At 65.3% G+C, this 23,925-nt stretch carries 18 protein-coding genes and 2 tRNA genes; 10 read left to right on the top strand and 10 right to left on the bottom strand.

The window, feature by feature from the left end:
* The first annotated feature begins 2 nt into the window (after window positions 1-2).
* Genes FB468_RS10665 through FB468_RS10655 form a run of 3 tightly spaced genes read left to right on the top strand, consistent with a single transcriptional unit; the run spans window position 3 to window position 4,249 of the window.
* On the top strand, window positions 3-1,667 hold the full coding sequence (locus FB468_RS10665) for a thiamine pyrophosphate-binding protein (RefSeq protein ID WP_141887318.1): 1,665 nt from the start codon (window positions 3-5) through the stop codon (window positions 1,665-1,667).
* The gene (locus tag FB468_RS10660; RefSeq protein WP_141887317.1) at window positions 1,664-2,641 is read left to right on the top strand and encodes a C-terminal binding protein; all 978 of its coding nucleotides are present in this window, start codon (window positions 1,664-1,666) and stop codon (window positions 2,639-2,641) included. Before FB468_RS10665 ends, FB468_RS10660 begins: the two co-directional genes overlap by 4 nt.
* 42 nt (window positions 2,642-2,683) lie before the next feature.
* Window positions 2,684-4,249 (top strand): zinc-binding metallopeptidase family protein, encoded by a 1,566-nt coding sequence (locus FB468_RS10655; protein ID WP_211359119.1) that lies wholly within the window; start codon window positions 2,684-2,686, stop codon window positions 4,247-4,249.
* A gap of 24 nt (window positions 4,250-4,273) precedes the next feature.
* Here the strand turns inward: FB468_RS10655 and FB468_RS10650 are convergent, their stop codons facing one another.
* Window positions 4,274-4,813 (bottom strand): hypothetical protein, encoded by a 540-nt coding sequence (locus tag FB468_RS10650; protein WP_141887315.1) that lies wholly within the window; start codon window positions 4,811-4,813, stop codon window positions 4,274-4,276.
* Between the two features lie 208 nt (window positions 4,814-5,021).
* On the opposite strand from FB468_RS10650, the gene FB468_RS10645 reads away from it, so the two are divergent.
* A tRNA-Thr gene (locus FB468_RS10645) sits at window positions 5,022-5,093 on the top strand.
* Window positions 5,094-5,128: 35 nt separating this feature from the next.
* Window positions 5,129-5,202: transfer RNA gene (locus FB468_RS10640), tRNA-Met, on the top strand.
* A gap of 217 nt (window positions 5,203-5,419) precedes the next feature.
* Here FB468_RS10640 and FB468_RS10635 read toward each other — a convergent pair.
* From FB468_RS10635 to uriH, 8 genes are all read right to left on the bottom strand, one after another.
* The gene (locus tag FB468_RS10635) at window positions 5,420-5,932 is read right to left on the bottom strand and encodes a hypothetical protein (protein ID WP_141887314.1); all 513 of its coding nucleotides are present in this window, start codon (window positions 5,930-5,932) and stop codon (window positions 5,420-5,422) included.
* A 103-nt stretch (window positions 5,933-6,035) separates the two neighbouring features.
* Window positions 6,036-6,545: a hypothetical protein gene (locus tag FB468_RS10630; RefSeq protein WP_141887313.1), complete on the bottom strand. Its 510-nt coding sequence runs from the start codon at window positions 6,543-6,545 to the stop codon at window positions 6,036-6,038.
* Between the two features lie 103 nt (window positions 6,546-6,648).
* Window positions 6,649-7,122: a hypothetical protein gene (locus FB468_RS10625; RefSeq protein WP_141887312.1), complete on the bottom strand. Its 474-nt coding sequence runs from the start codon at window positions 7,120-7,122 to the stop codon at window positions 6,649-6,651.
* Between the two features lie 95 nt (window positions 7,123-7,217).
* The gene (locus tag FB468_RS10620; protein ID WP_141887311.1) at window positions 7,218-8,354 is read right to left on the bottom strand and encodes a hypothetical protein; all 1,137 of its coding nucleotides are present in this window, start codon (window positions 8,352-8,354) and stop codon (window positions 7,218-7,220) included.
* Between the two features lie 1,319 nt (window positions 8,355-9,673).
* A complete protein-coding gene (locus tag FB468_RS10615) occupies window positions 9,674-10,213 on the bottom strand; it encodes a hypothetical protein (protein WP_141887310.1) in 540 nt (179 codons plus the stop codon).
* A 27-nt stretch (window positions 10,214-10,240) separates the two neighbouring features.
* Window positions 10,241-11,188 carry a ribokinase gene (locus FB468_RS10610; protein WP_141887309.1) on the bottom strand — a complete coding sequence of 316 codons (948 nt, stop codon included), beginning with the start codon at window positions 11,186-11,188 and terminating at the stop codon, window positions 10,241-10,243.
* 116 nt (window positions 11,189-11,304) lie between these two features.
* Window positions 11,305-12,732 (bottom strand): uridine transporter UriT, encoded by a 1,428-nt coding sequence (gene uriT, locus FB468_RS10605; protein ID WP_141887308.1) that lies wholly within the window; start codon window positions 12,730-12,732, stop codon window positions 11,305-11,307.
* A complete protein-coding gene (gene uriH / locus FB468_RS10600; protein ID WP_141887307.1) occupies window positions 12,733-13,680 on the bottom strand; it encodes a uridine-preferring nucleoside hydrolase UriH in 948 nt (315 codons plus the stop codon). It abuts the gene before it with no gap.
* A 133-nt stretch (window positions 13,681-13,813) separates the two neighbouring features.
* Here uriH and FB468_RS10595 point away from each other — a divergent pair, with 133 nt between their 5' ends.
* Window positions 13,814-14,881, top strand: coding sequence for a LacI family DNA-binding transcriptional regulator (locus FB468_RS10595; RefSeq protein WP_141887306.1), 1,068 nt, complete (start codon window positions 13,814-13,816; stop codon window positions 14,879-14,881).
* Between the two features lie 9 nt (window positions 14,882-14,890).
* Here the strand turns inward: FB468_RS10595 and FB468_RS10590 are convergent, their stop codons facing one another.
* Window positions 14,891-15,094 (bottom strand): hypothetical protein, encoded by a 204-nt coding sequence (locus tag FB468_RS10590; RefSeq protein ID WP_141887305.1) that lies wholly within the window; start codon window positions 15,092-15,094, stop codon window positions 14,891-14,893.
* Between the two features lie 146 nt (window positions 15,095-15,240).
* On the opposite strand from FB468_RS10590, the gene FB468_RS10585 reads away from it, so the two are divergent.
* The 4 genes from FB468_RS10585 to FB468_RS10570 all read left to right on the top strand — a co-directional run bounded on the left by FB468_RS10585 (window position 15,241) and on the right by FB468_RS10570 (window position 23,741).
* Window positions 15,241-16,959: a sigma-70 family RNA polymerase sigma factor gene (locus FB468_RS10585; RefSeq protein ID WP_141887304.1), complete on the top strand. Its 1,719-nt coding sequence runs from the start codon at window positions 15,241-15,243 to the stop codon at window positions 16,957-16,959.
* A 163-nt stretch (window positions 16,960-17,122) separates the two neighbouring features.
* Window positions 17,123-21,043, top strand: coding sequence for an MSCRAMM family protein (locus FB468_RS10580; protein WP_141887303.1), 3,921 nt, complete (start codon window positions 17,123-17,125; stop codon window positions 21,041-21,043).
* Window positions 21,044-21,120: 77 nt separating this feature from the next.
* Complete coding sequence (locus FB468_RS10575; RefSeq protein WP_141887302.1) at window positions 21,121-22,665, top strand: SpaH/EbpB family LPXTG-anchored major pilin; 1,545 nt, start codon at window positions 21,121-21,123, stop codon at window positions 22,663-22,665.
* A gap of 122 nt (window positions 22,666-22,787) precedes the next feature.
* Window positions 22,788-23,741: a class C sortase gene (locus FB468_RS10570; RefSeq protein WP_425460811.1), complete on the top strand. Its 954-nt coding sequence runs from the start codon at window positions 22,788-22,790 to the stop codon at window positions 23,739-23,741.
* Window positions 23,742-23,925: the final 184 nt, after the last annotated feature.

Genomic DNA, 23,925 nt, shown 5'->3' with positions numbered 1-23,925 from the left:
CCATGACTGAGCGCACGACCGTGAAGCGGACGACGGGTTGGCTCGTCATCGAGACGATCAAGAACTACGGCGTCGACACCGTGTTCGGTATCCCGGGCACCCACAACCTTGAGTTCTACAGGCCGCTCGCGGAGTTTGGGATCCGTGCGGTCACGTCGCGCCACGAGCAGGGCGCGGGGTACGCGGCTGACGGCTGGTCGCTTCAGACCGGGAGGCCGGGCGTCGTCATCACCACGAGCGGCCCCGGCCTGCTCAACGCGCTGAGCGCCGCGGGCACAGCCTACGCCGAGTCGCGGCCGATGATCATTCTTGCCCCGGGCCCGGCCCGCGGCAAAGAGTTCGCCGATGTCGGGACCCTGCACGAGACGAAGGATCAGTTGAGCGCGGCCGCAGCGATCGTCGAGCGCGCGAGCCGCGTGCAGACCGCAGGCGAGGCCGTTGCGGCGGTGCACGAGGCGTTCGAACTCTTCGCGACGACCCGCCCCCGCCCCGTCTACATCGAGGTGCCCCTCGACCTCCTCGAGGAAGAGATCGGCGAGGAAATCGCGGACGCGGAGCTTACCGCGCGCGACTTCCCGCCCGTCTCGGCTCCCGACGCAGCCCTGGTCGCCGCGGCGGCCGCGGCGCTCGCCGGAGCGCAGGATCCGGTGATCCTCGCCGGCGGTGGCTCGCGCGGGGCGGGCGGTGAGCTTCGGCGCCTCGCCGAGCGGCTCGGCGCCCCCGTGGTGACGACGCTCAACGCGAAGGGCGTGCTCGATGAGACCCACCCGCTCGCGCTCGGGTCGAACCTCAGGCTCGCCGCGGCCCGCAACCGCGCCCGCGACGCGGACGTGCTGCTCGTCGTGGGGGCCAAGCTCGGCGGGGCTGAGCTCTGGGTCGACGCGCTCGAGGCACGCGGCCGGGTCATCCGCGTGGACCTGCTCGCATCGCAGATCCACAAGAACCAGCGGGCCGAGATTGGAATCGTGGCGGACGCGGCTGCGGCAATCGCCGCAATCGGCGAGGCGCTCGACGGGCTTGATGGGCCCGGTGCGCAGAGCGCCGGGCCGCGCGACGCGGCCGCGAGCGTCGCCGCCACCCGGGAAGCCGTGCGGGCTGAGTCCGCAGAGCTCGACGGAGTGAACACTGCGCTCGGGGAGCTCATTGCCGGGACCCTGCCCGAGAACGCGATCGTGTCGACCGACTCGTCGCAGATTGCGTACTGGGGCCTCCTCAACGCGGTCACCGCGCGCGTTCCGAACTCGACGCCCTACATGGGCACGTACGCGACGCTCGGCTACGGCCTCCCGGCCGCGATCGGGTCGCGCATCGCGGCCCCTGAGCGCCCGGTGTTCGCGGTGCTCGGTGACGGCGCGCTCATGTTCTCCATGCAGGAGTTCATCACCGTCGTTGAGCAGGGCATCGACGTCACGGTCGTCGTCGTCGACAACGGCGGGTACGCCGAGATCCAACAGAACGAAGCCGACGCGGGCATTGCGCCCGTCGGCGTGGTGTTGGCGCAGCCAGACTGGGCGGCGGTTGCAACCGCGTTCGGCGGGGCGGGACACCGCGTCGCAAACGCGGCCGAACTCGCGACCGCGGTCGACGCCGCGGTGTCACGGGGTGGGCTTCAGCTCATCCACCTCCAACAGGACGCATTCGATTTGGGAAGCGGGGCCAACGCATGAGGCCACTCGCCGTCTACACCGACACCGATGACACTGACGTCTCAGCTGGCGTGCGCCTGCTCGAGGCCGCCGGCTACGAGGTGCGGGTGCTCGAGACCCGCGAGCCCGAGGCGATCATCGCGGGTGCTCGCGACGCCGAAGTCTTGCTGCTCGGCTACGCACCGATCACGCGCGAGATCATCGAGGCACTCCCGAAGCTCAGACTTATCGCGCTCATGTCGATGGGCTTCGACTTTGTCGACATCGACGCGGCGACCGAGCAGGGCGTGTGGGTGACGAACGTGCCCGGAGCTGCAACGGAGGAGGTCGCGACGCACGCGCTCGCGCTGCTGCTGCACGCGAAGCGCCAGCTGCCCTTTTACCTGGCCTCAGCCACGCCTGAGCGGTGGAACGAGCGTGCCGAGGTCGCCCCGGCTCGGCTCAGCGAACTGCAGCTCGGCATTGTCGGGCTCGGCAAGATCGGGCGCGAGTTCGCTCGGGTCGCGGGCCCGCTCTTCGGCGGTGTCGTGGGCTACGACCCGTTCCTCCCCGACACCCCTGAGGTGCAGGCCGAACTTCGGGGGCTCGGTATTCGCCGCGCCGAGCTCACCGAGGTTCGCGATGCTGCGAATGTGCTCTCGCTGCACCTTCCGCTCACTCCGGAGACCGAGCAGATGGTCAACGCAGAGTTCATCGCGGCGATGCCCGCGGGCGCCGTCGTGTTGAACGTCTCGCGCGGTGGTCTGATCGACAGCGCTGCGCTCGCCGCGGCGCTCGACGCGGGGCAGCTCTCGGCCGCGGCGCTCGACGTGCTCGACGAGGAGCCTCCGAGCGTGGACCACCCGCTCGTCGGCCGGGCCGACGTCGTGCTCAGCCCGCACATCGCCTACTTCTCATCGTTCACCGAGGCAGAGTACGTGCGCGTGCAGGCGGCGAACGCCGTGACGTTTGCCGAGACTGGGCGGCCTGAGTCGCCGGTTAATTCCCCCGCCTAGCCCCGCCCCGGGCACCTCCTGCTTCACCCGAAAGGACCAACCGTGACCGCACTCACCGCCGAGGCCAAGCGCACCGCGCAGGCGTGGATTGATGAAAACCTGACCGAACTCACCGAGTGGCACACCCACATCTGGGAGCTCGCCGAGCCGGCGTGGCGCGAGTACCGCTCGCAGCAGTGGTACGTTGCGCGCCTCCGCGAGGAGGGGTTCGACGTTGAGGACGGGTCGGCGGGGATGCCGACAGCGTTCAGTGCCACCTGGTCGAACGGCGACGGGCCGACGCTGCTCACCTATGCGGAGTACGACGCCGTGCCGGGCAACAGCCAGGCAGCCACGACCTCGGAGACTCCCCGCGAGGGCCTCAGCCGTTTCGCTGCGGGGCACACCGACCCCCACTCGGTGCTCGGCATCTCGACACTCGCTGGCGTACTCGCGACGAAGCACGCGATGACCGTGCACGGCATCGGCGGCACGCTCAAGTACACCGGCGAGCCCGCCGAAAAGATGCACGGCTCGAAGGTCGTGCACGGGCTGCGCGGCTACTACGACGACGCCGACGCGATCGTCTCGTTCCACCCGTTCTACATGCTGCCGCTCTGCAACACCGCCCGCTGGGACACCCAGTGCGGCGCGTACTACAGCAAGGTCTACTCGTTCATCTGCGACGAGCCCGAGACCTGGCAGCTCTCGAGCGCCGACCCGAACTCGCCGATCCCCGCCTCCCACTCGGCGGCCCGCGCTCCCGGAGCGAACGTGGCGCTCATGCAGATGTACACGGCTTCGCGCACCATGCTCGACTCGATGCTGCCCGCAACGGGCGGTTGGAGCTTCTCTGACGCGATCCTGAGCGACGGTCAGGCCACCGCAGACAACCTGCCGCAGCGGATCGCGCGCATCCAGTTCTCTTGGCGCACCCCCGATATCGAGATGGCCGAGCACATTCTCACGATCCTCGACCGCAACGCGCAGGCCGCCGCGATGATGGCGCACTGCGCCGCGGAGGATCGGTGGATCGCGCGCAGCCGCCCCGGCCGCACGAACCACGTGATGAGTGAGACCCTGTACGCGAACCTCGAGGAGGTTGGCGCCCCGAGCTACGGCCCCGAAGCCATCGGAGTCGCGCAGGAGATTCAGCGCTCGCTCGGCCGCGAGGCGACCCCCAAGCCGTTTCTCGCGGAGACCGAGCAGCTCATCTCGCCGCAGGAGGCAGAGCGGCTGCTGCGCGAGCACATGCCCGCGTGGCAGCGGAACTGGACGAGCGATGACTACGTCGAGATGAGCCACTACGCCCCGCTCGTGCGGTTCTACGTCTCGCGCCCCGCCCTCCAGCCGGTGCCGGGCGAGGGCCCCTACCCGGCCTGGGTCATGAACGCGCTCGGTGGCATCCCCGAGACGATCGCCCCCACGATCGTGACGGCGGGCAAGACGGTCTCGGGCACGTTCCTCGACCTGCTCACGAAGCCGGAGACGCTCAAAGCAGCGCAGCAGGAGTTCGCGCAGCGCGTGGCTGCGGAGCCGATGCCTGCGCTCCTCCCCGTCGACTTCGAACCGCCGATCGACCTGCCCTGGCCCGACTACTCAGGGGCGGCAGAGCACCGCCACTGGTAGCTGTTACACCCCTACTGGGAGGTGCTACTCAGAACGAGGCGCGCGCTGAGCCGATTCCTGGCTCGCGCGCGCTTCGTGCACGAGCGGGTGCGGCACCATGCCGTCCTCGCCGTAGGCCGCGTCGAGCAGCTCGTCTTCTTCCGGCCGCGGATCCTTACCGTTGGCGATCGCGATACCGAGCGCGAAGAACGCGAGCGCGAACGCGATGATCCCGAGCGGGTTGCACAGCGCGATCGACATCTCCGCCGAGAACTGCGAACCTGCGGCGTGACTGACGATGGAGACGAGTTCGCCGCCGACGTTGTCGGGCACGGTAAAGCCGAAGCCGATCGCGCAGACCCACGACAGGATGAGGGTCACCCACACCGAGCGGCCAAGGCGGCGCCCGCGACGCTCGGTGATGGCCATGCGGCGCGCAACCCAGGCCAACAGCACGGCATAGGTGAGGCCGATCGCGGGGACGTACCACCATGTGAGGCTGCCGCCGATGCCGAAGAACCAGCGACCCGCCGACATCCACACCGCGAGCACCAGGCCCACGACGGTGACGAACACACTCTTCACGCTGACTCCCATCGCAAAACGCGCTCTGTGCGGGCCCGCGAATGCGACCGCTGTTCGCCGCAACCTTACCAAGCGGGGCGTGGCGAAACCGTGGAGATCGCCCCGGCCCGAGACCTCCTCGCGCGGCACGCCCGGGCGACACTCTACGAATTCGCATTCACCCCCGCGAGGTGGTACGCTCTAACGGTTGTCACGTTCGCGTGGCTACGCCCTGATAGCTCAGCGGTAGAGCACTTCCATGGTAAGGAAGGGGTCCCGGGTTCAAGTCCCGGTCGGGGCTCTGACTCTCTGGCTCGCATTCGTGCGGGCCAGTTTGGCTGAGTAGCTCAGCTGGTTAGAGCGCACGACTCATAATCGTGAGGTCGCGGGATCGAGCCCCGCCTCAGCTACAGAGAGTCACGATAAAACCCCCGGTTCTGCCGGGGGTTTTGTTGTTCTCGGGCCGCTCGGCGGCGGGCTAAAGCCCACGCAATGGTCTCCATACAGTTCACACGGCCCAGTTGAGTCGAGCTATTCTCAAGCCTGTTGCCTACCGGCAGCGGCGAGGTCGGAGCGAACTGTGGTTATGCACTGCGCGGGCTCAGTGGCGTTGCGATGCTACTGTCCTCAATACTCGGCATCGATGTCGAAATCTTCTGGGACTTCAACACACGGGCTAGAACTCGCCACCGAAATCGTCTTCTGATTCTCACGGTTTGGCTCAGTATCGATGTCGAAGTAGTAGAGGTAGCCCTCTGGCGACGTGACTGTGACACCTATGAATGTGTTCTTCTCGGATGCTTTTCGTGTGTCAACAACGGTCCATCCGGGCTTGGCCTCGTACTCTGCCCGGATCTTTTCAAGCAGTGGTTCCAGATCCTCGTCCCCGGAAGTCATCGCACGCCAGCGGCCAAAGAGCTGGACGCCGCTGTCCGGGGTGATCGGCTGCATATCGAGGATGCTGTCGCAGGACATCGCTCTGCGTGGCGGGGTGATGCCGTAGTCCTTCTCGATGATGCGATACGGCACGAGTTCCCGGAACCGTTCGAGCTCGGCGTCTTGGGTTTCGCGGGCCTCCGCGAGACTGATCTTGGGAAGCACGTTCTTCTGGCCCGGAGCGCACCCTGAAACTGCCAGCATGACTCCACACACGAGTGCGACCAGCACCCCTGGCCCACGGACTCTCATCTCGACCCCTCAATAATTCCGGCGGCTTTGTCCAATGGTCGAGCGTATTTGCCAGTTAGTACTTCGCGAACCTGTCGAAGTCTTCTGGGGTTTCAACACACGGGCTAAAACTCCTCACTGAAATCGTCTTCTGATTCTCACTGTTCGACTCAGTGCTTACCCGCACGTAGTACTGGTAGTTCTCGGGTGAGGTCACGACAACCAGCGTGCTTTTAAGAGTGTCGTTGGGTAGATCGCCTCCACGGGTACTCCATCCTGGCTTTGCATTGTATGCTGCACGGATCTTTTCGAGGAGCGGTTCCAGGTCCTCGTCTCCGGAAGTCATGGCACGCCAGCGGCCAGCGAGCTGTACGCCGCTGTCCGGGGTGATCGGTTGCGAATCGATGATGTTGCAGGACGTTGCTTCACGTGGCGGTGTGATGCCGTAGTCCTTCTCGATGATGCGATACGGCACGAGCTCTCTGAACCGTTCGAGTTCGGCGTCTTGGGTTTCGCGGAGCTCCGCGAGACTGATCTTCGGAAGCACGTTCTTCTGGCCCGGAGCGCACCCTGAAACTGCCAGCATGACTCCACACACGAGTGCGACCAGCACCCCGGAACTACGGCTATTCATCGCATCCCATCAAAGACTGCCGCGGCTGTGTCTAACGATCGAGCGTTCCTGACAGCTAGTACTCGGCGTCGAGGTCGATGTCTTCTGGGGTTTCAACACATGGGCTAGAACTCCTCACCGAAATCTCCTTCTGATTCTCCCGGTTTGGCTCGGTGTCAACGCGCACGAGGTACTGGTAGTTCTCGGGTGAAGTCACGACGACCATTGTGCTCGTAAGCGGGTCATTGGGTAGGTCACCTCCCCGTGTACTCCATCCTGGCTTCGCTTCATATGCTGCACGGATCTTTTCGAGGAGTGGCTCCAGATCCTCGTCCCCTGAAGTTAATGCACGCCAGAAGCCAGCGAGCTGGACGCCGCTATCCGGGGTGATCGGTTGCATGTCGATGATGATGTTGCAGGACGTCGCTCTGCGTGGCGGGGTGATGCCGTAGTCCTTCTCGATGATGCGATACGGCACGAGCTCTCTGAACCGTTCGAGTTCGGCGTCTTGGGTTTCGCGGAGCTCCGCGAGACTGATCTTGGGAAGCACGTCTTTCTCCTGTGAAAATAGGCCGGTCACACACCCCGACACGAACAATATGACACCACACGCGAGCGCGACCAGCACGCTAGTTTTGCGGACACTCATCTCGACTCCCTAATGAGTTTCCCGATTCGTTCTACCACCTCGGCGTTGGTGGCTGGGCCTTGCGCGATACGGTTATGCGCGTCGAGGCCGCCTTGCTCGCCGCCGTCGTAAATATGCTGCTCGAACACGTATGGACGCGAATGCGGGGTGCCGTTACTCCACAACGTGACGCCATCGAGGTTGTTGATTACTTCCTTGTGGAACTGATGATGATGGTACTTTGTGCCCTCGATCGGGGTCCATTCAGGCATCAGATACGAGCCAGACAGCGAATGCACAGTGGCAAACCTCGCTCCAGCACGCTCAGCGCCCGAGGTGACCGTCAGGCCTGCGGAATGTGTTGTCGCGTTCGGCGGTACCCTTCTGCCGATCGGGTCTCTCCCAATGACTTCGTGCTGGAACGCTGCAACCCTGTCGCCCATGGCCTGCATCGCCGGGTTATTGTGGTTGCTTCTCTCGCCTGCCCAGGTCACCCATGGCCCGTCCTTGTACACAAACGACACCGTCTCACCCAAATTGTCTTTCACCAGCCCCTCTGAGAAGGCCTGGATTTCGCGGCTGTAGAAGTGTTTCAGGCTTGCTCCCGTGCCAGGAATATGGGTGATGGTTTCTTTCGTCACCGGGGTGAGCGTCCCGATCATCTCGATGATGCGGTCATTTGCTGGGTCGCTCGACACCAGCGTTCGTGTCCCGTTCGCGACACTCTCCCAATAGGTACGCTCCATTTTCGTAAGCCCGCCCTTGCCCGCGAAGTAGCGTGCAGTCAACGCGTTCGCTTCAATCCGGGTGGAAATGGGGATCCCGTTGAGGTTCCCGATCACCAACGGCACCGACGCAATCAGCTCCGCCCGTTGAGCATCAGTGAGCCCCTTCCACCACAAGCCCACGTCTTTCGCGGTCGGGGTGGTTTTGAGTTCACCACCGGGTGCAAATGGGTTTCCGAACAGTCCGTCAAGCAGCGGGTGATACCGGTTCGTGCCTATGCGGTCATTCTGGTTCAGAATGGCAAGATCCAGCACCAAGTTCGACTCCGTCCCGCCAGCCTTCTCAAATGCCTCAGCTATGTGACCGACCCAAAGCACGTCAAACTGGTTCTCACGCAGCAGGCCAGCAAACCCCGTCAGAAACGACACTGTCCCTAGGTCCACCCACCCACAGCTCGACGTAAACCCAGCCCACGCCGTCTGCATACGCGTCAACAACTCTTCAAGATCCGTGTTCAAGCCCCGGCTTCGTTCCACAAACGACCGTAGCTTCACCGGGTCAGCAGACGATGTCAGCCCGCCACCTCTCCCTGCGTGGGACCTCCCAGCGACCCGAAACGCGGCAGACGCCGTCGGGGCCGCTATCGCCCGATCCGAAGGCATCGGATCCGCTGCAGCCTCCACCAGGTAGGCGCTCCCGAAAGGGTCTAACGCCCTGGCCGCGGACCGCTGAAACTCACGCGTCTGCCACGCCTCATACGCCTGCCTGCGCGCGCGCTCCTCAGTGGCTTTTACACGGGCAGCATCCACCTCGTCAGGAAGCCTGTCCAGCACTCCCGACAGCTTCCCCCGGTCCTGCGACTCCGCCTGACACACCAAGACAAACGCGTTCGCGTACGCGCCAGAAAAATCAGTTGCCGCCGTATGCGCCACATCGCTCCGAGCAGACGCCTGCATACTCAACGCACCAGCAACACTCCGGGCTGTTCCTGACAACACCCCAGCTAGCACATCGTTGAACTCGATGTCTGCCATCATCCGCCCTTCAGTGATCAGCCCTGCGGGAACAAAAAAGGGGAAACCGGACATCCGTTTTCCCCCTGAGTTGCAACACTACCACCACCCCCTGCTCGCCAAGGAGCCGGTCCATGCTTCACGACGAGAGCCCGGAGGTGAACGGGTAGAACGTCACGCAAAGCGAGTGGCAACTACCGCAAACCGGGCCCACGCTAGTCACGGCACCCGTTAGCGCTCTCGCGTGATCGAGACAACCTCTCTGCGCTCTCCGTAGTGAACGGAGATTTTCACCGTCGCATACCCAAGGGCTCGCATTGACGAGAAAGCCACAAACAATTCCCGTTCGGCATCAACGGACTGCTTGTCCCCAGCGGCCACGGTCGTTTGCACCGCCGCACGGCATTCGTCGCCGTGCTTTCCGTCCCCGGCCCATAATCGGTCGCGCATCACAGTCGCTGGCTCTCCTGTCGAGGACTCGACGATGCGCGCGGCCTTGTCAGCGATCCTTTCGCAGCCCGCCCCCATGGAATAATCCCCAAACTGGATACACCCGGTGAGCGGCAGCACAGCGACGAGTGGCAATGCAATAGCCCACCACCGCCCGGCTCGGAGCCCAGAGTCGGTGCGTCGCGACTGTTGTAAAACAAGGGGCGGGTACATGCCAAGCAAGAGTAATCCATCGGCACTGAGGGCCCGCCTGGTCGCACTGATCCGCCGCCGCGCGCGAACCCTTACCCCAGCGTCCCGGAGGCGACAAAGAGCGCGACGAGAAAGCCAGTCCAAGCCACCGACGCGACCGGCACGTATCGCCGGCCAGGCCGGCGCTTCAGAATGATGGTGTCGACGGTCGGCGCAATGAGCGGCAGATACATGAGCGCCCAGATGATCGGTACGGCCGGGAACCACGACCGTGGAATCGCGTCGCCGCCAGGGAGGCCGGGGAAGACGCGCTGCTGCGCAAGCAATGCCCACACCCAAGCGACAGCTCCGAGCACACAGCCAAAGGAAAGCGCCGCTCGCATGAGAACGAGCGCGACTGCTGACTGCTTGGCCGGGTCGTCAAACACTCGAGCGAACACCCAGGTAAGAAGCGCGGTGCCGCAGGCCGCGAAGACGATTGTGGCTCCGAGCGTTGGCATGAGCACGGAATAGTACTGTCCGCCTCTCGCGATGCCGGAGAGCTCAAGGAGCGTCGTGACCGGGGAGAAGGCGATGAGAGCGACCCCGAGAACCCCGGCAACCTGGAGCAGGCGTGTCGATGGCCGCGGCATGACGCACCCCCTCTCGTTACGGAGACCCTACCCGTGAGTGGCCAAGAACGCCGCGAGCTCCTCGGGCGTGGGGTACGACGCCTGTGCGCCGGCCCGGGTCGCCGCGAAGCTGCCGACGGTGGCCGCGTAGCCCGCCGCGACCGCGAGGTGGTCGCCCGCCGCGAGGCGGAGCGCGAGCGAGCCCATGAACGCGTCGCCGCAGCCCGTCGTATCGACGGCGGTGACCTTCGGCGAGGCGACCGGAACCGCGTCGGCGCCGTCGCGCGTCGCGCCATCAAACACGATGCTGCCCGCGGCGCCCGCGGTCACGACGGCGCGCGGGATCCCGCGCTCGGTGAGCGCAGCCCGCGTGTGCTTGCCGCCCTCGGCAAGCACCTGCTCGGGTGTGAGGCCCAGCAGGTCGGCAGCCTCGTGTTCGTTGATGAGCAGGATGTTCGTGAGGCCGAGCAGTTCGTCTGGAACGGGGCCGTAGGGAGAGAGATTGAGAAGCACGCGGGCGCCGGCGGCGCGGGCGCGGCGGGCGGCTTCGAGCACCACGTCGAGTTCGACCTCGAGGCTCAGGCACAGGATCGCGGCGCGCTCGAAGAGCTCAGCCGCGGCATCGAGCTCCGCGATCCCGAGCTTGCCGTTCGCGCCAGGCGAGACGATGATCGTGTTCTCGCCCGCCCCATCGACGGTGATCACGGCGGTGCCCGTGGCGACGCCGTCCAGCGAGGCGACGTGCGCGGTGTCGACGCCGGAGGCCTCGACCGAGTCGCGCAGCAGCGCGCCGTTCGCGTCGGCGCCGAGCGCTCCGACCATCGCCACGTTGCCTCCGAGGCGGCCGGCGGCGACCGCTTGGTTCGCGCCCTTCCCGCCGGGGATGACGCGCAGCTCCGAGCCGGTGAGCGTCTCTCCCGGCTGCGGGAAGCGCGCGGTCTGCACCACCAGGTCTGCGTTCAGCGAACCAACTACAAGAATGAGGCCGTCGGTCATGGTGAGGTCCTTTCTCGGCCCGCGCGCCAGCAGAGGCGTGGGCGGGTGATGCAGCGGGCGGGCCCCCGACCGGCCGAGGCCGGCGGGAACCCGCTCCTAGAATACGGTGGTTGGCGTTACTTCCCCGGAGCCGGGGCAGCGACCTCGGCGTCCGTCGGCGCCGGGATGAGGAAGCTCATCGCGAAGCCGAGGATCGAGATCGCGGCGCCAGCGAGCATGCCCGCGCTGTACCCGGTGGTCGACGTCGGGTCATCGGCCGAGGTGAACAGCAGCTGCACGGCGGGCAGGATCGCGAAGCTCACACCGGCGCCCAGGTTGAACGCGCCTGCGTTCAGGCCAGGGAGGAAGCCGGGGTTGTCCTTCGGCGACAGCACGATGCCGAGGCCGTTGAGCATGATGTTGCCGATGCCCGCGTAGGTGATGCCGAGCAGGATCGTGGTGACGATGAGCACGGGCAGCGAGTGCACGCCGACGAACGCCATCACGATGGTGCCGACGATGGTGCCGAGCATGCCGACGCGCATCACGTTGAGGTACCCGAAGGTCGGCGCGAGGCGCCCTGCGAACGGCCCGACGATCCACCCGGCGACCGCGTATGGCATGAGGAACCAGAGTGACGTGAGGTCGGCGCCCAAGCCGAACCCGGCCTCGGCGTTCTGCGCGATCGACGCGACGAGGCCGTTCACGACCGCGAAGACACCGGTCATGGTGAGAAGCGTCGTGGCGAGCAGCGCCCAACTCGACCTCTGCTTGAGGTAGCGCGGCGGGATGAGCGGGGCCGCGATCTTCGACTCGAGCACCCAGAACGCCCAGAACGAGGCGAGACCGATGACGGGCAGCGCCCAGATGATGAACCAGTTGCTGTCGTTCACCGCTCCGAGGAAGTTCAGGAAGGTGAGGAACGAGCCGATCGACACGACGAGGGGCACAACGCCCAGCCAGTCCATCTTCGTATCCTTCGACGGGCGGCTCTCGGGGGCCCACACGAGCACGAACACGATCGCGACCACGGCGACGACCGTCATCGTCCAGAACACCGACCGGAAGCCGTGGTTCGCGACGAGCCAGCCGCCGGCGAGCGCGTCGATGCCGGCGATGCCGCCGTTGACGGCGGTGATGACGCCCATCATCGTGCCGTACCGCTTCGGATCTTGAATCTCGTTGCGCAGCATGAGCAGCGTTACCGGAACCACGGGGCCGGTGACGCCCTGGATGATGCGGCCGACGAAGAGCATCTCGACGTTCACGGCGAGCGCGGCTATGACGGTGCCGACAGCCATGATCGCGAGCATGCCGACGAGCACGCGTTTGCGGCCGATGATGTCGGAGAGGCGGGGGAGGAACAGTGAGAAGAGCGCCGCGGCCGTGAAGAACATGGTCTGCGAGAGACCGATCGTTGCGTCATCAGTGTTCAGCTCTTTCGCCATCGTCACGAGCGCGGGGCTGAGCATCGAGGCGTTGAGCTGGAAGGCGACGCACGCTGCGAGCAGCGCGACCATGAGGGAGCCCACGCGCACCGCGGGCTTTTGCGCGATGGCGTTCATTTAGAAGTCGACCTCGCCGATGTTCTCGAGGGCCTCGGTCACGAGGTTCCAGAAACGGGGGGCGTCGAGCTCGGTTGCGGCCCAGGTCGTGCAGTCGTCGGGAGCCTCAGCGCGGAAGTCCGCGACGGTCATCCCGAGGGTGAGGGTGCCCGTGAGCTCGATGTCGATTGGCACCTTCACGGTCTTCACGATCGTCGGGTCGATGACGTAGGCGACCGCGCAGGGATCGTGTACCGGGGGAGCGTCGAAGCCCTGAGCGTCCTTGTACGCGAGTGCGAAGAAGTCGAGCAGTTCGCCGACGAACTTCGCGGGCTTCGTGCCGACCGCTGCGATCTGGGCGGCGACCTCGTCGGTCGCGAGCGCCTGGTGCGTGAGGTCGAGGCCGACCATCACGACGGGCCACTTCTCGTTGAACACGATGTGCGCGGCCTCGGGGTCGATCTTGATATTGAACTCGGCGACTGCCGACCAGTTGCCGACGTGGTAGCCGCCGCCCATGAGCACGACCTCCTTCACGCGCTCGACGATGCGGGGCTCCTTGCGGGCCGCCATCGCGATGTTCGTGAGGCCGCCAGTCGGCACGAGCGTGACGGTGCCGGGCTCGTGGGCCATGACCGTGTCGATGATGAGGTCGATCGCGTGGCGCGGGTCGAGCTCGATCTCGGGCTCGGGGAGCACGGGGCCGTCGAGCCCCGATTCGCCATGGATGTCGGGGGCGACCTCGATATTGCGCACGAGCGGGCGCGCGGCGCCGGCCGCGAACGGGACGCCAGTGATGCCCGCGACCCGGGCGACGGAGAGCGCGTTGCGCGTCACCTTCGGAAGCGTCTGGTTGCCAACAACGGTGGTCACCGCGAGCAGCTCGATCTCGGGGTTGCCGTGTGCGAGCAGCAGGGCAACGGCGTCGTCGTGTCCGGGGTCACAGTCGAGAATGATCTTCTTAGTCAATTCCACATCCTTGGGGCCGTTGCTCGCGCGGGCGCGGGCGGGCGGGTTAGATACGTCAAGCGCTTTACGATAACACGCAAAGCGCTTAACGTCGCAACCCTATGAGTTGGCCTCCCGTGGCTAGAATGAAGGGATGTCTCGACCCGAAGCTAGTTCGCCACGGCCGGCTCGCGTGACCGCCGCCGAGGTAGCCGAACTGGCGGGCACCTCGGTGGCAACGGTCTCGCTCGTGGTGAACGGCAAAACCGCGGGCCGAGTCTCGCAGGCGAACATCGAGCGGGTGCTGTCAGCTGTGCGGGAGCTCGGGTACGTCGTCGACCACACTGCCTCGTCGCTCGCCAAGGGCACGTCAAACATCGTGATCCTCGTCGCCCCCGACCTCTCGAACCCGTTCTACGGTCGGGTGATCTCCGGGATCAAAGCCGAGCTCGGCAGCGAGTACCAGCTGCTGCTCTCCGTGACGGGGGAGGGCCGCAACCCGAGCGCAGCCGACGTGCACCGCCTCGTCGCGCTCAGGCCCGCTGGCTTGCTCGTCGAGGCGCCCGATGATGCGTTTCTGCGCGACCTCCCCGCGGGCGCCCCGCTCGTGCTGCTCGATGCGCCGGGGCGCGAAACCCAGGCGCCGACGGTGAACTTCGACCTCACGAGTGGCATCAGCGCGCTGCTCACGCACCTCGCGGCGCGCGGCCACACCCGCATCGGCTACCTCGACAGCCTCACGCGCACCGAGACGTTCGAGCTGCGCCGCACGCTGCTTGAGCGCGGTGCCGCCGCGCACGGCATGGACTACGTCGCGATTCCCGAGGCGGCGAGCCTCATCGATCCTGATGGTGCGGCCGCCGCGTTCGCTAAGTACTGGCCGCGGTGGCGCGACGCGGGCGTCACCGCGCTTGTCTGCGCGACCGACTCGCACGCCTACGGGGTGCTCGGCAAGGCGCGCGAGCTCGGAGTCAGCGTGCCCGGCACGCTCGCCGTCACCGGGTTCGACAACCTCCCGGCCTCCGCGATCGTGTCGCCCGCGCTCACCACGGTTGAGTTGCCCGGCGAGGCGCTCGGCCGCGGTGCGGTGCGGGCACTCATGGCGCAGCGTGACGGGAGCGACGAGCACGCCGATCAGGATCGCCCCACGGGTCCAGGCGTGGCCGCTCTGGCGGCGGCTCCGCTCATCGGCGCGCGACTCATCGTGCGCGATTCGGCGTAGTCCCGAGCGCTACCCGGCGAGGAGCGCGGCAGTCTCTGCCGCGATCGCGGGCGACTGCGTGGGGTGCAGGTAGTGCCCGCCGGGGAACGCCGCGCTTCGTAGCGCGGTGAAGTTCTCGGGCGCGCGGTTCATCTCATCGAGGATCGTCGGCAACGTCGCGTTCCGTGTCGAGAGCAGGCCCATCTGCCGCTTCGTCTCGTCGCCGAACGGCATGCCAGCGTAGGGGTCTCCCGAGATCCTTGCCGTTGACGAGAGCGTGCGGGCCGACCCCGACGCAGCGTACGGCTGAGCGGCAGGGCCTTGGATTTCACGAGGGACGCTGAAGTTGTGCTTGCCAGCATGCTTGGTAGCATGACCCCGTGATCGACGAGCGAGAGTCCACCGTGGCCGAGCCAATCACGGACAGCGAGCTGTGCGACCTGATCCGTGGTGGTGAGGCATGGCCGCTCGCGACGCTCTGGGAGCGGTATCACGCCGTCGCGCTCGGGTGGGCCAAACGGAAAGATCCCGCGCACGCCGAGGACGCGGTCTCCGAGGCGTTTGACTCGATCTACCGCGCTCTGCTTGACGGGGGCGGCCCCACTGAGTCGTTCACGAGCTACCTGTTTCGCACGGTCACGTCACAGCTCTCCAAACACTGGCGAGCCGACAGTCGAGAACTCTCAATCGATGATTTCGACGCCGAGGTTCTTGAGAGCGGGGCGAGCGACGACCACCTTGCGGATATCGAGGAGCAGGAGGCCGCCGCCGCCGCGCTTGAAGACCTACCGCTGCGGTGGAAGCATGTGATTCTGGCCGTCGACGTCGCGGGTAAACCCGTCCAAGAGGTCGCGGTTGATCTTGAACTGACCCCGAACTCGACCTCGGTGTTGCTGAAACGCGCACGAGAAGGCCTCAAGCGCTCCTGGCTGAAGCAGATGCACCCGCCGAGGGAGCTTGCGGCTGATTGCGCCGCCTGCGTGAGTGACTTCAGCGAAATGCGTTGGGGCCGCAAGGGGAGCCGCAAGGCCGCACGCGCCTCGGCACACGTTGAGGGCTGCCCGCAGTGCAAAGCCAGGTGGCGCCGCTTCGCCGAGCAGGCAAGCGTGATCGGCATGGTGAGCACCGGGGTGATCGCGATGGAGCGAGGCTGGAAGCGGAAGGCGCTCGCCGCAGCCGCCGCTTTTGCGTCTGCTGGGGTGCTGGTCGTGGCCGCCGGTGTCGCGATTCCGGCGCTGCAGGGTACGCCCAGCGCCCCTGAGCTGCCGACAGTGCCGTTGCAGGGGCCGACCGGCGAAGGCCCTGGTGGCCTCGACGGCGGCGTTGCCGGTTCCACGGGTGGAGGCCGGCCTGACGCGGCTGCCGCCGGGCCCGGTGGCACCGCGACCAGTGGTCGCGGCGGAGCAGTCGGTGGCGACGCTGATTCCGGTGGCGAGACCTCGCCACCGGGCGGGGGCGCTCGGGCCGACTTTGACGCTGTTCCGTCGGGGTTCGTCGAGATCCCAAACACGGCGCATGTCAACGTGAACGACCTTGACGTTGACGGTGACGGGGCGCCCGGCACGCCCACGAACACCGTGTGGACGAAGTGGGGAACTGCGGCGGCGGTAAAGGTTGACTCGACGGATCAGGGGGTCGGGCTGCCCGGGGCGAAGTTTCTGCTGTGGGCGAGTGAGCAGACCGAGGGCTGCCGTATCTCGAAGAGTCTGACACCGGTTGTGGACGATGACGGTGAGGCGATTGTTGTTGAGAGCGGCGTGAACGGTGCCCTCGACATTCCGCCACTGTGGGTCGGGGACGATGAGGTTGATGGCGGCAAGTTCTCCAGCGGGCTGACCGCTCGCTGCTACGTGCTTGAGGAAATTGCGGCCCCGACCGGATATGTGCTCCCAGAAGGGCAAGCGGCTCGCAGCGAGATCATCGTTCGTGGCTGGGACACGGCCGAGCCGGTGGCGCCCATTGCCATACCGAACACCGCAGAGCCCGCATCTTGGCTGGCTCGGACAGGTCAGAACGGTCAACTGCTGATCGCTGGAGGCGGGGCACTGTTGCTCGTTGCTGGCGGCCTTGTGGTGGTCGCCAGACCGCGGGGAAGGTAGCTGGCGGCACCGCAGCAAATCCATCGGAAATATGGAAGCGGAAAGCTCTCCAAAAACTTTTCAAAAACTTTTCACAAACTGCGTCACATTCTTTCCCCTAGGAGCTCTTTAATTACGTTGGGGCCACAATTGGCAACAATTTGGGAGAACTTAGGGGGATGCAGTGGTTGCTGCACAACGCAAGATGCGACGGTCGAGGCGGACCGCTGGCATCGTCGGCATGGTGATGAGCGTGCTTCTGCTCATCACCGGCATCGGGGCCCCGGCCCTCGCTGCCGGGAACGATATGTCCGTGGCGATCTCGCCGGTCGACCAGTCCGTTCCTGCGGGCAACAGCATCACCTACACAGTCAACTGGCAGTGTGGCAGCGTTGGCGCCTCGAGTTGCGACAATGCGAAGCTCGAGGTTGAAATCCCTGCGTCATCTCCCGACGGGATCCTGCTTGAGATTGGCAGCTACACCGCAGTCACGGTGAACGGGGTCTCCTACCCCGTGCGCGTCGAAGGCACCGGGGCAAACCGGAAGATTGTCTGGGACTTCCCGGCCAGCTTCTCCCCCGGCAAAAACGAGAGCGTCACATTCACGCTCAACACCCAGAACTGGCTCACGCCTGACGGGACGACGATTACGCCCAAGGCTACTTTCACCTCGAGTCTCGGATCGGCGACACAGGAAGCAGCTCCCGCAACTATCACGGCAGACATCGGCGTCCACATCGTGAAAACAAAGAGCCAGCCGGCCGAGGAACGCCCCTACCTCGACGGTGAGGTGACCTACAAGCTTGAGCCCGGCTACCCGCAGCAGTGGACCTCGCCGACGAGCCGGAGCGCCTTCATTAACTTCTGCAGCGCGAACCAGGCCGGTATGGCGGCGATGACCGACATGCAGATCGTCGATCAGCTTCCAGCGGGCGCGGTCTTTGTTCGGGCTACGGGGGATCACACCTATGATCCGCAGTCTCACACGGTGACCTGGCAGCTGGGTGACTCCCACCTTCCGCGCGCAAACGGTGCCGCGCCCTCCTGCAACTACTACTTCGCCGACCCGGTGTTTGTGACGGTTGTGTACCCGACCGCCGTGTTTGAAGACGTGGCGAACACTGACCAGAAGGTGCGCAACACGGCGACGGTGACGGGCAAGCCCTGGCTACGCGACAACGTACTTTCAGATGATGCTGCAGCGGAGCACCCGCTGCAAGCTGGCGGCGAGGGTAAGTTCACCGTGCAGAAGGCGAACACTTACTCGGCCTCTAACGTTCGTGGAGCGGAGTTTAATCGGGGCGGCCGTGCCGCATACTCTTCGGCCGCGAAGGGCTACCTGTATTCGTTCTCTGTGGAGGATGAGGCTCGGGTTGCCGCTGGTGTCTGGAACCTCGTCGACATGATGCCGTGTGGGTTTACTTCACCTACCGACACCACCGCAACTGGGTGTGACTCGCCCGCGTTTACCGATATCTCGTTCGGCGCGGTGCGAAGCGTCGCTGAGCTCAAGGTCCACTGGACGACCAATCAGGGTCGCACCGGTGTTTGCACGATCCCGGGCAGCGACGATGAAGCAGATACGACGACACGATTCTGTGAGGGCGTAGCGCCCGAGACCGGAATCTCGATGGCTGCCGGCGAATGGATCACGAAGTTCGAGCTGAAGGACAATCCGTTGAACATCGGCACGAGCGGCTCGCTGCTCGTATTCGGTGCCGTCAACCGCGATTTGCCCCTCGACAACAGCGCAGCGGTGGCTAACGGTGAGTACCAGCCGCACTTCTACAACCAAAACCCTCAACTGCCGGGGACGGGAGTGACGCCCGCCTCGCAGCACCCGCTCTGGCTGACCGTCGAGAACTGTACCGCAGACAACACCGTCACGTGGCGCGGCGGCTCGATGAGTCAAAACGATACGCTCGTTGACCCTGACCATCCAGGTCGCTGCGGGTTTGTGCGAGTGACGCGCGACCCTGTTGATATCTCGACCGAAAAGCGGGTGTACAACCCAGCCCTTTCGACGACCGTTGACGAGCAGACCCGACAGGCCTCCGCACAACCGGGCGACGCGCTCCGCGTCGAGATGCTGACATCCCGCAGCAGGTGGGATGGCGCGACCGACGAGCAGATTGAGTCGAAGCGGTTTACGCCAACCCTGACTGAGATCTTGCCAGAGAACCTCGAGTTCGCCCCAGCTGACTCCGAGAACCCCCTGTACTACAGTCTCGAGAGCCCCTGGGCAGGGTATTCAGAGTGGAGCAGGCCCGCGAGCGCCGTCGAGGCAAAGCTCGGCAAGCCCAGGCTCACGGTCTCTGAGGTCGTCATTGATGGGAAGACCCGCACGAAGCTCGTGGTGGACTTCCCGAACGTGCCCACGGGCGGCGGATTGCTGATCTCCGACCCCGAGTTCTCGGGAATCGCCGACATCTTGAACGTCGGGTTCGACGTCCGGGTCAAGGCGGCCACGCCGCCAGCTACGTACCGCAACTACACGCTCACGCAGGCCGCCGAGGCTGCGACGGAGTACCTGAAGTGCGAGTCGCCGGGCGTCATGGTTGACCCAAAGGTCACCGACGCGACGACAAACTGGGCTCCGCTTGACCGCGAGACGAACGGCGTCGAGGGCCCAGAAGCTGACAGCGGCTGCCGGGCCAACAAGCCCTACACGGTTGTGCTCGCCCCAGGGCTCTCAGCCGCCAAGCAGGTCAAGGGCGTGCGGGATGAAGCATTCGTTGGATCGCCGGGTATCGGTTCGACCGATAGTACGGGTGATGCCCTCTACCAGATCCCGCTGCAGAACTCGGGCAACGTCGAGTTGCGTGACGTCGCTGTCTACGACGTGCTGCCGCGCGTGGGTGACACCGGGGTTCGCCCGGGTGCTGACCAGCGCGGGTCGGAGTTCAACGTGTTCCTGACCGGGCCCGTGACGGGCCTGCCAAGCGGCGCACAGGCTGAGTACTCGAAGAGTGCGAACCCGTGCCGCGGTGAGCTCGCGGGCGACGGCACCGGATCTCACACGAGCGCTCCGGCAGGTTGTTCAGACGACTGGACTGCTGCAGAACCCGCAGACTGGTCTACCGTGACCGCCCTCCGGGTGACGTTTGGCACACGTGTGTGGCAGCCGGGCGAGAGCCACACGATCTCGTTCCCCGCCCGTGCGGGCGGCGGCGACGGCGCAGACCTTACTAAGGTCGCGTGGAACAACGTCGCCCTCGCAGCAAAACGAGCGGCCGACGGGCGACCCGTGCTCCCGACCGAGGCACCGAAGGTCGGGCTCCAACTCACGCCAGACCTGAGTTGGCGGAAGGTCGACGGACTCGACACGGACCGTCTGCTGGCTGGCTCAGAGTGGACGCTCACGCCGGTCGTCGCCGACGGCGAGGAAATGCCGCCGGGAGAGTGGCCCCTCACGATCGCTGACTGCGAGAGCGCTGGCGCCTGCACGGGCCGGGACACCGACGGTGCCTCGGGCAAGTTCACACTCTCAGGGATTCCCTGGGGCGAGTATGAGCTGCGCGAGACCAAGGCACCCGCTGGGTTTGTCGCGCTGGATGCACCAGTGCGTGTCAATATCTCCGAGGGCAAGCTCAACCGCGCCACCTGGACATACGAGATTGGCACCATCGCTAACTTCAAGCCAGGTGTGGACCTTTCGTGGAAGAAAACCGACAAAGAAGGGGTACTCCTCGCGGGTTCGAGCTGGAACCTGGTTCCGGTAGACGCAGCGGGACAACCGGTGCCCGGCGGGACTGTGATTTCGCTGAGCGATTGCGTCGCTGACTCGGCGTCGGAGTGCGCTGGCCATGATAGGGATCCTGTCGCTGGCCAGTTCACGCTCACCAACGTTCCGGCGGGGACTTACCACCTCGTCGAGACACAGGCCCCAGCGGGATTCGTGAAACTCGACACCCCGATCAAGGTCACCGTCGCTGGGGACACGGAGGTAGAGCTCGGGGGCATCGTGAACCGCCAGGTCGAGGTTCCGGCCCTCCCACTCACGGGCGGCATCGGGTCGTTCCTCTTCATGCTTGGCGGCGGAGCATTCCTCGTACTGATGTGCGTGTTTGCAGTGCGCTCGGTCAGAGCACGTCGACTTATCTAACCAACTCACTTCTGGGGGCGGAAACGCCGCCCCCAGTACCAACCTGCCGAACAACGGTAGTTCAGAAAGGAATACCCATGTCTCAGAACACTGCCCCGCGCGCGCTGCGCCGCGGCATTGCGGCCTCAGCGGCACTCGCCGTCGGGGTCCTCGGGATCCTCGTCGGTGGCTCCGCCGCTCAGGCGGACAACATCGACACCGAGCGCCTCGGGTCGCTGACTGTCCACAAGTTCGAGAACCCCGGTGGCGGGGCCCAGAACCCGGGCGGTACCGGAACGAACCCGACGTCGAAGCCGATCGACGGCGTCGTGTTCGAGTACTGCTCGATCAACGGCGTTGACCTGCTCAACGGCACCAACGCAGGTTGGGACACGCTGAAGGCTGTGTCGAGCGCAGACCTCGTCGCGGCTCGATCCGGCGCTGCCCTCGGCTCGCTCTCGCTCACCGGCTGCACTGAGCTGCCAGCAACGGTCGGCGGCATCGCGAAGAGCGGCGACCTGCCGCTCGGCGCATACCTCGTTCGCGAGAAGTCTGCTCCCGCAACCGTCACGAAGCTTTCTGAGCCCTTCATCGTGACCCTGCCGACCCCGGGCATCAACCAGGGCGAGGGCGACGGCACCTGGGTGTACGACGTGAACCTGTACCCGAAGAACGACGTCGGTGACCTGCCGACGAAGACCATCCAGAACCAGCCGAACAACGGCTTCGTTCTGGGCGCCGACGTGAACTACTCGATCTCGCAGAAGGCTCCCGCCGTCGAAGGTGACGTTTACACGAAGTTCGTAATCACGGATACGCTCGACCCCCGACTCTCGGGCAGCGTCGCGCCGGTCGTCTCGATCGATGGCCGCCCGCTTACGGAAGGCACTGACTACACCGCAGCCTGGACAACCGGTGGCACTCCTGTCCAGCACACGCTCACCGTGACCCTCACCGGCGCCAAGGCAACGCTGAAGACCGGTGAAGTCGTCAAGGTTGACTTCGTTGCAACCGTAGAGTCACTGGGAAACGGCGAGATCGCCAACCAGGCGGGCGTTAACGTTAACGACCTCGACGTGGATGGCGACGGAAACCCGGGCACCCCGACCAACGAGGTGTGGACCCGCTGGGGCGGCGCGCTCCTCAAGAAGGTTGACGCAGACAAGAGCGGCAAGGGCCTGCAGGGCGCTGAGTTCACCGTGCTGATGAGCGACAAGGCAGCTGACTGCCTCGCCGACACCGACCTTGTGCCTGTGAAGAATGCTGACGGTAGCCCCTACACCGCGACCTCGGGCGCGAACGGTGAGATTGCGATCCCGGGCCTCTGGATTGGTGATGACGAGCTCAACGGTGGCACGATGACCAACGGTCTGCAGGAGCGTTGCTACGTGCTCGTCGAGACGAAGGCCCCCAACGGATTTGTGCTCCCAACCGGTAACGACGCAAAGACCGAGGTTATCGTCAAGGCCGGCGAGGTCACTCAGGCCTCGAAGGAGATTCCGAACAAGCAGCAGGAAGTTCCCGAGCTGCCCCTCACCGGTGGAGCAGGCCAGGTCCTGATGGTCATCGGCGGCCTCGCACTCGTCTCGGTTGCGGCAGGATCCGTGCTCGTCGCACGCCGCCGCCAGCAGAGCCAGGCGTAAGCCCCGGGTGGGCGGCCACGTGCCGCTCACCCGCCCCTAGACTCGCCGGTTCGGTGTGCCCCCACCCCTCGCACCGAACCGGCGATACCTCCTTTTCACACACTCTCGAACTTGGAGACAGCGTGCCGCAGCCGATCGAGCCTTCTCTCGAAGCCCCTCATGGAGTGGAGACGGCGCCCCGTCGAGAGCGAGCGCGCGGCTCCCGCCAGCCACGACGACGTGTCACAGTGAGCACTTGGCTCACCCTGGTGTGTTGGCTCCTCGGCGTGAGCGTGCTCCTTTACCCAACGACTTCGGCGTGGTTTTCGCAGGTGAATCAGTCTTCTCTGGTCGGCCTCTATGACGAAGAGTTGAGCGCCGTTAAACCGGATGTCGCGACACAACTCACCGCGGCACGCGCGTACAACGAGGCTCTCTCCTCGGGGGCTCTCCTCGCCGCCGGGGCAAATGTGGCGGTGGGGAGCGGCGAGCTCAGCGGCGGCCCACAGGACTACAGGGCGCAACTTGTCACGCCGAGTGGCGTGATGTCGCGATTGCGCATACCGGCGATCAACGTGGATCTCCCCATTGCGCACGGGACCGACGAAGACACTCTCCTTCGAAGCCTTGGGCACCTTGAAGGGACGTCCCTTCCCGTGGGCGGGCAGAGCACGCGCTCAGTCATTACGGGCCACCGGGGGCTCGCCAGCTCACGGATGTTCACAGACCTCGATCGCGTCGTGAAGGGCGACACCTTCACCCTCGAGACTTTCGGCGAGGTGCTCACATACAGGGTCACTGACATTCTCGTCGTGGAGCCCGAAGAGACGGAGACGCTTCATCAGGAAGCCGGCCGTGACCTTGTCACGCTCATTACGTGCACGCCACTCGGCGTCAACAGCCACCGCATTCTCGTGACAGGTGAACGGGTTACTCCAACACCGGCCGGGGATATCTCGGCAGCCGGCACCTCGTCTGGCCTCCCGGGGTTTCCCTGGTGGGCCGCCGGGCTGGCCGGAGCCATCGGACTTGGCATGGTCTATGTCCGCTGGACGACTAGGCCTGTCGCGCCTCGCGCTAAAGCCGCTACTCGCTAGCCTCCACTCGCTCCGCCACGCCCGGCTGTCGAGATAATTCGTTGCGTTTATTGGGATCGCGGGAATTGAATGAGCGCCGATTTGTGTGGTGCCGTGTTTCCGCGTAATGTTTTCATCTGTTGGCCGGCACGGAAACGGGCAGGCCGCGAGAATCTCTCACACAACACCCCCACTTGAACCGCAG

It is taken from the genome of Leucobacter komagatae (assembly GCF_006716085.1).
Taxonomy (GTDB): Bacteria; Actinomycetota; Actinomycetes; order Actinomycetales; family Microbacteriaceae; genus Leucobacter; species Leucobacter komagatae.
The sequence above is the reverse complement of the archived record's forward strand: the minus strand, read 5'-3'. Positions and strand labels throughout refer to the sequence as shown.

Excerpts from the sequence above, each read along its gene's own strand:
- FB468_RS10665 (WP_141887318.1), top strand. The coding sequence starts at position 3 with ATGACTGAGCGCACGACCGTGAAGCGGACGACGGGTTGGCTCGTCATC.
- FB468_RS10660 (WP_141887317.1), top strand. The coding sequence starts at position 1,664 with ATGAGGCCACTCGCCGTCTACACCGACACCGATGACACTGACGTCTCA.
- FB468_RS10635 (WP_141887314.1), bottom strand. The coding sequence starts at position 5,932 with ATGCTGGCAGTTTCAGGGTGCGCTCCGGGCCAGAAGAACGTGCTTCCC.
- FB468_RS10630 (WP_141887313.1), bottom strand. The coding sequence starts at position 6,545 with ATGCTGGCAGTTTCAGGGTGCGCTCCGGGCCAGAAGAACGTGCTTCCG.
- FB468_RS10615 (WP_141887310.1), bottom strand. The coding sequence starts at position 10,213 with ATGCCGCGGCCATCGACACGCCTGCTCCAGGTTGCCGGGGTTCTCGGG.
- FB468_RS10610 (WP_141887309.1), bottom strand. The coding sequence starts at position 11,188 with ATGACCGACGGCCTCATTCTTGTAGTTGGTTCGCTGAACGCAGACCTG.
- uriT (WP_141887308.1), bottom strand. The coding sequence starts at position 12,732 with ATGAACGCCATCGCGCAAAAGCCCGCGGTGCGCGTGGGCTCCCTCATG.
- FB468_RS10595 (WP_141887306.1), top strand. The coding sequence starts at position 13,814 with ATGTCTCGACCCGAAGCTAGTTCGCCACGGCCGGCTCGCGTGACCGCC.
- FB468_RS10590 (WP_141887305.1), bottom strand. The coding sequence starts at position 15,094 with ATGCCGTTCGGCGACGAGACGAAGCGGCAGATGGGCCTGCTCTCGACA.
- FB468_RS10575 (WP_141887302.1), top strand. The coding sequence starts at position 21,121 with ATGTCTCAGAACACTGCCCCGCGCGCGCTGCGCCGCGGCATTGCGGCC.